At 70.4% G+C, this 6,889-nt stretch carries 10 protein-coding genes and 1 pseudogene; 10 read left to right on the forward strand and 1 reads right to left on the reverse strand.

All coding sequences use genetic code 11. From position 1 onward, the window contains the following. Window positions 1-67 precede the first annotated feature (67 nt). The 10 genes and pseudogenes from AB8K43_RS15290 to AB8K43_RS15335 form a co-directional block, all read left to right on the forward strand. Window positions 68-322: pseudogene (locus AB8K43_RS15290) on the forward strand (transposase); the annotation flags it as partial. A gap of 33 nt (window positions 323-355) precedes the next feature. Further along, on the forward strand, window positions 356-790 hold the full coding sequence (locus AB8K43_RS15295; RefSeq protein ID WP_370895076.1) for a helix-turn-helix domain-containing protein: 435 nt from the start codon (window positions 356-358) through the stop codon (window positions 788-790). A gap of 451 nt (window positions 791-1,241) precedes the next feature. Then, window positions 1,242-1,787 carry an SAF domain-containing protein gene (locus AB8K43_RS15300; RefSeq protein ID WP_370895068.1) on the forward strand — a complete coding sequence of 182 codons (546 nt, stop codon included), beginning with the start codon at window positions 1,242-1,244 and terminating at the stop codon, window positions 1,785-1,787. Continuing rightward, window positions 1,784-2,521: a hypothetical protein gene (locus tag AB8K43_RS15305; RefSeq protein ID WP_370895069.1), complete on the forward strand. Its 738-nt coding sequence runs from the start codon at window positions 1,784-1,786 to the stop codon at window positions 2,519-2,521. Before AB8K43_RS15300 ends, AB8K43_RS15305 begins: the two co-directional genes overlap by 4 nt. Beyond that, entirely contained in the window at window positions 2,518-3,999 is a 1,482-nt protein-coding gene (locus AB8K43_RS15310; RefSeq protein WP_370895071.1) for a CpaF family protein, read from the forward strand. The genes AB8K43_RS15305 and AB8K43_RS15310 overlap by 4 nt, the downstream gene beginning before the upstream one ends. Beyond that, window positions 3,996-4,856 carry a type II secretion system F family protein gene (locus AB8K43_RS15315; protein ID WP_204142075.1) on the forward strand — a complete coding sequence of 287 codons (861 nt, stop codon included), beginning with the start codon at window positions 3,996-3,998 and terminating at the stop codon, window positions 4,854-4,856. The genes AB8K43_RS15310 and AB8K43_RS15315 overlap by 4 nt, the downstream gene beginning before the upstream one ends. After that, the gene (locus AB8K43_RS15320) at window positions 4,853-5,722 is read left to right on the forward strand and encodes a type II secretion system F family protein (RefSeq protein WP_204142074.1); all 870 of its coding nucleotides are present in this window, start codon (window positions 4,853-4,855) and stop codon (window positions 5,720-5,722) included. The genes AB8K43_RS15315 and AB8K43_RS15320 overlap by 4 nt, the downstream gene beginning before the upstream one ends. A 44-nt stretch (window positions 5,723-5,766) precedes the next feature. Then, entirely contained in the window at window positions 5,767-5,994 is a 228-nt protein-coding gene (locus tag AB8K43_RS15325) for a hypothetical protein (RefSeq protein ID WP_204142073.1), read from the forward strand. 32 nt (window positions 5,995-6,026) lie between these two features. Further along, window positions 6,027-6,395: a TadE family protein gene (locus AB8K43_RS15330; RefSeq protein WP_370895073.1), complete on the forward strand. Its 369-nt coding sequence runs from the start codon at window positions 6,027-6,029 to the stop codon at window positions 6,393-6,395. Continuing rightward, entirely contained in the window at window positions 6,392-6,844 is a 453-nt protein-coding gene (locus AB8K43_RS15335; protein ID WP_370895075.1) for a TadE/TadG family type IV pilus assembly protein, read from the forward strand. Before AB8K43_RS15330 ends, AB8K43_RS15335 begins: the two co-directional genes overlap by 4 nt. Here the strand turns inward: AB8K43_RS15335 and AB8K43_RS15340 are convergent. After that, window positions 6,809-6,889, reverse strand: an 81-nt coding sequence (locus AB8K43_RS15340; protein WP_370892097.1) for an integrase core domain-containing protein, incomplete at its 5' end; no start/stop codon positions are given. The genes AB8K43_RS15335 and AB8K43_RS15340 overlap by 36 nt on opposite strands.

Raw genomic sequence — 6,889 nt, forward strand, 5'->3', positions numbered from 1 at the left:
CGACTGGTCACCCGTCGAACAGACCCGCTGACGAGCTCAACAGAATCTCTAGAGACAGCCGCTTGACATCTATAGGAGCATCCCTGCCGGCCTGCTCGGTGAAGCCCTGGCCGAGGCGAGCCCGGATCTGATGCGGCACCTGCTGCAGTCGATCATCAATGCCCTGCTGTCCGCGGACGCCGACGCTGTCGTCGGCGCCGAGTACGGCCGCCCCGACCCCGGCCGCGTGGCCCAGCGCAACGGCTACCGGCACCGACCCCTGGACACCGGGGTCGGCACCGTGGACGTCGCGGTCCCCAAGCTGCGCCAGGGCACCTACTGGCAGGTCGGCCTCCGCGACATAGGGTGGCCCACGATGCCTAGACATGCGGTCCCGTTCGACGGGGAGGCGCTCCGTGCGGCCAGAGTTCGAAGAGGCCTGACTCAGCACGGGCTTGCCCGTCTTGTTGACGTCGCCGGGGGAGAGCGGGTCTCCCGCTGGGAGCTCGGCGTGACAACGCCACGGGCCGTCACGGTTGGTCGTCTGGCATCTGCGCTTGGGGTCTCCGTTGACGACCTGATGCCCAGCGTCGGCGCTGCACCCGGGCTGCGGGAGCTGCGAACCCGAGCCGGCCTTTCCCCGCGCGACCTTGCAGAGGCCACTCATATGTCCGTCTCGACCATCCAGCGGTGGGAGTCTGGGCGCACCAGCCGACCCCTGCCGGACCCCACCCTCCAGGCGCTGGCGACGGCGCTGGGTGTCAGCGTCGAGGACGTGGCTGCGGCCATCTCGCGCGCCCGGCAGGCCTGAGTCGCGGATTTCTCGACCTGCGAGAGCCGGGTTCCTGTGGTGGCATTGGGCCCATGTTGACGGAGATATCCACAGGGGGATTCTTCCGGTCAGCATACTTGATGAAACTGCACTAGTGTTTCTGCATCGAGTTTGATCGTTGGTGATCGTCCGCGGCGACCCCGGAGGCCTTAGGGAATGGGTGAGGCACCCGAATCGCGGAGGACGGCAGGGAGGCGCAGATGACGACGAGTGCAGTACCGCGGCCGCCGCAACGGCGCGAGCCGGGGAGGGGCGAGCGTCCCGAGCCTGCGCAGGCTCGCGCCCAGCTCGCGGCGCCCCCGCAGCGGCGACGGCGCACCCTCCTCATGCTCGGTCTGGTCAGTGTCCTGGGCGCCCTGGCCGCGTACCTGGGNCGCAGGCTCGCGCCCAGCTCGCGGCGCCCCCGCAGCGGCGACGGCGCACCCTCCTCATGCTCGGTCTGGTCAGTGTCCTGGGCGCCCTGGCCGCGTACCTGGGTGTGCAGCAGCTGACCGATACCGAGCAGGCGCTGGCGATCGCGCAGGACGTGCCTGCAGGTGAGGTCATCACCGAGGCAGACCTGACCCGCGTCGAGGTCTCCTCTGATCTGCCCGTGCTGAGCTCCGCCTCGCAGGTCGTGGGCAAGCAGGCACGGTCGGCGCTACCGGCCGGCACGCTCCTGAACTCCGGCCTGGTGGGAGGGGCCGATGTCGCCAACGGCAACGTGATCGTCCCGGTCCCGGCCAAGGTCGGGCAGTTCCCCCGAGGCCTTGCTCCTGGCACCAAGGTCTCCCTGGTCCCCTCCAAGCGAGACAACTCCGGCGAGCTGCCGACTCTGCCCGCCATCGACGCCACAGTGGTCAGCGTCAGCCCGCCCGACACCGCGACCGGCGTCACCGTCGTCGATGTCGCGGTCTCCGAGGCCGCCGGTCACGACGTGGCCCGCCTGGGTTCGGACAACGGCCTGACGGTCATCATCCGGGTGGGTGTCCAGTGACCCTCACAGCGGTGATCGGCGGCAAGGCAGCGCCGGGAGTGACCACCCTCAGTCTCGCGATGTCCTGGGCAGCGGATCGCCCCGTGGTGGTCATCGACGCCGACCCGTTCGGCGGCGACGTCGTCCCTGGGATGCTGCCCGGTCGGGCCGACAACAGCTCAGGCCTGCTGCCCTGGCTGGTGGCCACCCGCCGCGCAGGCGCCCTCCAGGCCGCCGCGCAGCTGCCTTCCTTCGGGGTCGCAGTCAGCGAGCAGGTCCCGCTGACGGTAGTTGCTGGCATCCAGTCCCCGAGTCAGGCCGGGACGCTGACCTCATCCTGGGAGCGGTTGGCCACGGCGTGCGAGCACGTCGAAGGAGCCGACGTCGTGGTCGACCTCGGCCGCGCGCACGACGGGACCGGGTGGTCGATGCTCAGCGGAGCCGACCAGGTCGTCCTCGTCGTGCAGCCCACCGCCCGCTCTGTGCACGGAGCCGGCTGGGTGCTCGCCCAGCTCCGAGCGCGCCTGGGGGACCTCAACAGGGTCCGCCTGGTCGTCAACAACTCCGGGCCCTACACCGCCGAGGAGGTAGCGGACGCGCTGGAGTTCGAGAGCGCCGTTCGCGTACCAGCCGACCGCAAGGCCGCCGCGATGCTCACCGAGGGCGCTCTGTTCGTGGAGCGTTCCCTCCTGCGTTCCCGCCTGATCCGAGCCTGCAACGGGCTCGTCGCGCAGCGCCAGGCGGTGCCCGCATGACCACCGCCGCCAAGCCCACCCTCGGGCCGACCTCGCTGCCCGGCGTCAGCGTCACCGCGGCGAGCCTCTCCACGCTGCCCGCCGACCAGATCAACGCCCACGTCGACGAGCTGCGTGAGCGGGTCGCCACCCGGATCGCCCACGACGAGGTGCTCGACGGGATGGACCCCGGCGAGCGACCGATGCGCCACCGCAGTCTCTTCTACGAAGAGCTGGACGCCTGGAGTCAGGCACGGGCCCGCCGTGGCGAGTCGCCGCTGACCGACGCCGACGAGGACCGCATCGAGGCCGCCGTCATGGCCGCCCTGTCCGGTCTTGGTCCGCTGGAGGCACTCCTGGAGCGGGAGGACGTCGAGGACATCTACTTCAACGGGAGCCACCCGACGATCCTTCGGCTGGCCGACGGCCGCAAGGTCGAGGGGCCACCGCTGGGGGAGAGCGACGAGCGGGTGCGTCAGCTGGTTGCATCCCTTGCCAGCTCCCAGGAGGACGGCAGCGGCCGCGAGCTCTCTCAGTCCAAGCCGTTGCTAGCCGTGCGGATGCCCGCAGTCGGCCTCATGGGGGGCCGGCTCTCGGCGGCCATCGACGTCACTCCCAGCCCCGTGGGCACCATCCGCGTGCACCGTCACGTCGACATCACCCTGGAGGACCTGCACGAGCGGGGGACGATCGACTCCGGCCTCCACGCCCTGCTGAAGGCAGCGGTCCTTGCCTCCGGGAAGATCCTCGTCTGCGGCGAGCCCGGCGCGGGCAAGACCACCCTCCTGCGGGCCCTGTGCGGAGTCATCCCCACCGATCAGGCGGTCGTCACCGTCGAGGACAACCGAGAGCTCGGCCTGCACGTCATGCCACGCCGGGACGAGTACGGCGAGGTTGTGCGCGACGCGCAGGGAAAGCCCGTCCCGATGCGCCCCCCGGCGCTGGTCAAGGCCTACGAGTCCCGCCCGGCCAACGCTGAGGGCATGGGCGCGATCACCATGGCCGACAACCTGCACCAGAGCCTGCGCGACAGCCCCGACCGGGTGATCGTCGGGGAGACCCGGGGCGCGGATGTCACCGTCATGATCGACGCGATCAGCAACGGCGTCTCCGGGGTCATGGCGACCATCCACGCCGACTCGGCCAAGGGCATCTTCGACCGAGTCGTCCAGATGGTCCGTGCCGTCAACCCACCGCTGCCCGCCGACTACGCACTGCGTGGCCTGGCCTACTTCGACCTCGTCGTCTTCATGCGCCGTGACCGCAGGCACCGGCGGTTCATCAGCGAGATCATCGCCTTCGACGGCGTGAACCGCTCCTTGGGCGACAACGGCCTGCCCTCGTACACGGTCCTCTACCAAGCAGGGGAGGACGGTCGTGCCGTGCCCGCTGGCCGCCCCACGGGGAAGCTGCTGGAGCGGCTCGTCGCCGAGGGGTGGAGCCCGGACTGGATGAACCCCGACAACAGCGACTGGCCCGAGTGGGGGGACCTGTCGTGACCCCCGCGACGTTCCTCGTGGTCGCCGGCGTCGCCGTGGCCCTGGCCGCTGCTGGTCTTGCCGTGGCGATCCTGCGCGGCGTCGACGTCTTCGGCAGCGCCGGGCAGGCCGGTGCGCGTGGTCAGACCCGCTTCGAACGACGCCACGCCTTGGCTCTCGGTGTCGGCGTCCTGGCCTGGCTGCTGACCTCCTGGCCGGTGCTCGGGCTGGCGTTCGGAACCATGGTGCTCCTCGTGCCCAACCTGTTCCTCCAGCGCACGGAGACGCAGATCCGCAACGAGCGACTGGCCTCCCTGGCGGCGTGGACTCGACGACTGGCCGACCTCATGCGTTCCGGCGGCGTGACCTCGCTGCGGGACGCGCTGATCCGTACCGCCGACACCAGCCCCGTCCTGATCCGCCCCCAGGCTCAGCGGCTGGCCTCCCGGATCGGGCCCCAGGGCGCCGACCCGGCACTGCGCGCCTTCGCCGACGAGCTCGACGACCCGATCAGCGACGAGATCGTCATGGCGCTGCTCATCCGGGAGCGGCAGGGCGGCAGCGGCCTGCCCAGCCTCCTGGACCAGCTCGCCGAGACCGTCGACACCCAGATCGAGAACGAGAGAGCGGTCGACGCCGAACGTCACCGCCAGGTCGTGGTCGTGCGCATCCTGCTCACCATCGCGGTGGTGATGTGGATCGGCGCGAAGTGGGTCGGAGGCTCGATCCTGGCCTACTACGACAGCGCCTCCGGCCAGGTCGTCCTCGCTCTGATTCTCAGCGTCTTCGTCGGCGCGGCCGTGTGGGTCCAGCAGGCCCTCGACCCCATCCCGCGCGACAGGCTCCTGGGCGAGACGGCAGGGGAGCAGCCCTCATGAACCCGCTCTACATGCTCGTCATCGGTACCGGCGTCGCCGTGGCTGGCGCCGGGGGAGCACTCCTGGCCCTGGCCCGGCCCACCCCGCCGGCCCTGGACAAGGTCCTCGAGCAGCTCAACGGCGAGAGCACCACCGTGCAGGCCAGCACCGCACCGTCCTTCCTGCCACGCTTCCTCACCGACCCCGCAAGGAACTACCTCGGGGTCGCCGAGCAGGACCTGGCGCTGCTGGCGATCGACCGCGACCAGCTCGCCGCCCGCAAGATCATCGGCGCGCTGCTCGGGCTGAGCGTCCTTCCGCTCTACAACGGCATCCTCTGGCTGGGTGGGGAGGCCACCGACTGGTTCTTCCCCGCGGCCATCGCGCTGCTCCTGGCCCTGCTGGGCTGGCGCTACCCGAGCCGCCAGCTCAGTGCCCGCGCCGATCGCGCCCGCGCGCAGTTCACCGCCGCGCTGACCACCTTCACCAGCCTCGTCGCTCTGGAGCGGATCTCACGCGGATCCCCGGTCGAGGCGCTGGAGGCCGCGGCGCGAGTCTCGGATGCCTGGTCCTTCCGGCTCCTGCACCGCGAGATCGTGCGAGCCGAGCTCGCCGGGACCCCACCCTGGGACGCGCTGGACGCCATCGGGCAGCGGATCGGGGTCGAGGAGCTCTCCAACATGGCCCGCGTGGTGAAGTCCTCCGCGGACTCGGGAGCCGCCGTGTTCAAGTCGCTCCTGGCCGAGGCCCGCTCTCTGCGCGCGGCCAAGCTCGCCGAGCAGCACCGCCGAGCAGGGGCCGTCTCCGAGCAGCTGACCATCCCGATCTCCCTGATCGCGGCCGCGTTCATCGCCCTCTACTTCATCCCGGCCCTCATGGCCATCTGAACTCACCGATCGCTAACACCAACGAAACGAAGGGAAGCAAGACCATGAAGCACTACGTCACGACCATCACCAGCGTCATGCTCGGCATGGCCGCGTTGCTCTACGTGACCTCGCTCGACGCCCGTGAGCGTCTCGAGGCCCGCGCGAAGAACGACGAAGGCATCATGAGCATCGAGGCCGCGATCATCGCCGCGGTCGTCATCCTCATCGCCGGCCTGCTCGTCGTGAAGCTCACCGGCGCCTTCGAGTCCCGCTCGGAGGGCATCGAGTGATGACCCCACTCCACCGCAGACTCGCTCGGACCGTGCGGTCCGAGCGTGCCAACCTGTCGGTGGAGTGGGCCATCCTCGCCCCGGCGGCGATCCTGGTGATCTTCGGGATCATCCAGACCGCGTTCTGGTTCACCGCCCGCACCGAGGCGCAAGGCGCGGCCGCCGCAGGGGCGCGCACGGGAAGCGTCCAAGGCGCCTCGCCCGAGGCCGCGGCGTCAGCAGCACGGGACTACCTCGGTCAGGTCTCCGACGGCGCGAACAGCGTCAGGGCCGAACGCTCCGCCACCACCGTCACCGTGACCGTGACCCGTGAGGTCAACCGGGTCCTCCCGATCCCGGGAGTTCCCACGCGCGTCGAGCAGTCAGCAACAGCCGAGATCGAGAGGTGGACCCAGCCGTGAGACGCCTCACGAACGACGACGGGTCGGCCACCCTCGAGCTGGCCATCCTCGCCCCGGCGCTGCTCCTGGCGCTGTCGGTGGTCATCATGGGCGGCCGGATCATGGTCGCCTCCAACGCGGCCGAGTCCGTGGGCGGCTCCGCAGCCCGGGCCGCGAGCCTGGCCCGTACCCCCGGCGAGGCGACCATCGCCGCGCAGCGGGTCGCCGCGACCGACCTGGCGAACCAGGGACTCACATGCACTGGGGGCGGGCCGAGCGTGAGTACCGACACCAGCAACTGGTCGGGTCGACCCGCCAGCGTGACCGTTCGCGTCACCTGCGATGTCGCTCTCTCCGACATCGGGATGCCTGGCCTGCCAGGAAGCCGCACGATCTCTGCGACGGCGACTAGCTGTACCCGGCCACCACGTTGGTTACAGGCGGCTGATGGGTGGATGGCCTGCGAGTGAGCTGTGGCGTCGTTCAGTGTTGTAGTGCTCGAGCCATGGCGCAAG

The sequence above is a fragment of the Janibacter sp. GXQ6167 genome (assembly GCF_041365945.1).
Lineage (GTDB): Bacteria > Actinomycetota > Actinomycetes > Actinomycetales > Dermatophilaceae > JBGFSK01.

What these genes read in the sequence shown, in the direction of transcription:
- AB8K43_RS15295 (WP_370895076.1), top strand. Translation starts at nt 356, where the DNA reads ATGCCTAGACATGCGGTCCCGTTCGACGGGGAGGCGCTCCGTGCGGCC.
- AB8K43_RS15300 (WP_370895068.1), top strand. Translation starts at nt 1,242, where the DNA reads ATGCTCGGTCTGGTCAGTGTCCTGGGCGCCCTGGCCGCGTACCTGGGT.
- AB8K43_RS15310 (WP_370895071.1), top strand. Translation starts at nt 2,518, where the DNA reads ATGACCACCGCCGCCAAGCCCACCCTCGGGCCGACCTCGCTGCCCGGC.
- AB8K43_RS15320 (WP_204142074.1), top strand. Translation starts at nt 4,853, where the DNA reads ATGAACCCGCTCTACATGCTCGTCATCGGTACCGGCGTCGCCGTGGCT.
- AB8K43_RS15325 (WP_204142073.1), top strand. Translation starts at nt 5,767, where the DNA reads ATGAAGCACTACGTCACGACCATCACCAGCGTCATGCTCGGCATGGCC.